At 72.1% G+C, this 201-nt stretch carries 1 pseudogene; it reads left to right on the plus strand.

What is annotated here, in order from left to right:
• A pseudogene (locus CFII68_RS27615) lies at positions 1-201 on the plus strand (magnesium chelatase); the annotation flags it as partial.

The following is a 201-nucleotide window of genomic DNA, read 5'->3' on the forward strand; positions in this document are numbered from 1 at the left end:
GGCCTCGACCCGGCGTCATCGCGCCTTGAGTGACGGCAAGGGCCTGCTGGCGCAACTGTTCGACGACGCCTACCGACAACGCGCCCGCCTGGCGCTGTTGACGGCCAGCGGCACGCTCCCCAATTGGCAGGTGCAAGGCCTCAAGGCCTCGGCCGGCCTGCGCCACTGGCTCGATGGGCTGGGTGCCGGGGGCGGAACGCC

Source organism: Pseudomonas sp. CFII68 (assembly GCF_000416195.1).
GTDB classification, from domain to species: domain Bacteria; phylum Pseudomonadota; class Gammaproteobacteria; order Pseudomonadales; family Pseudomonadaceae; genus Aquipseudomonas; species Aquipseudomonas kilonensis.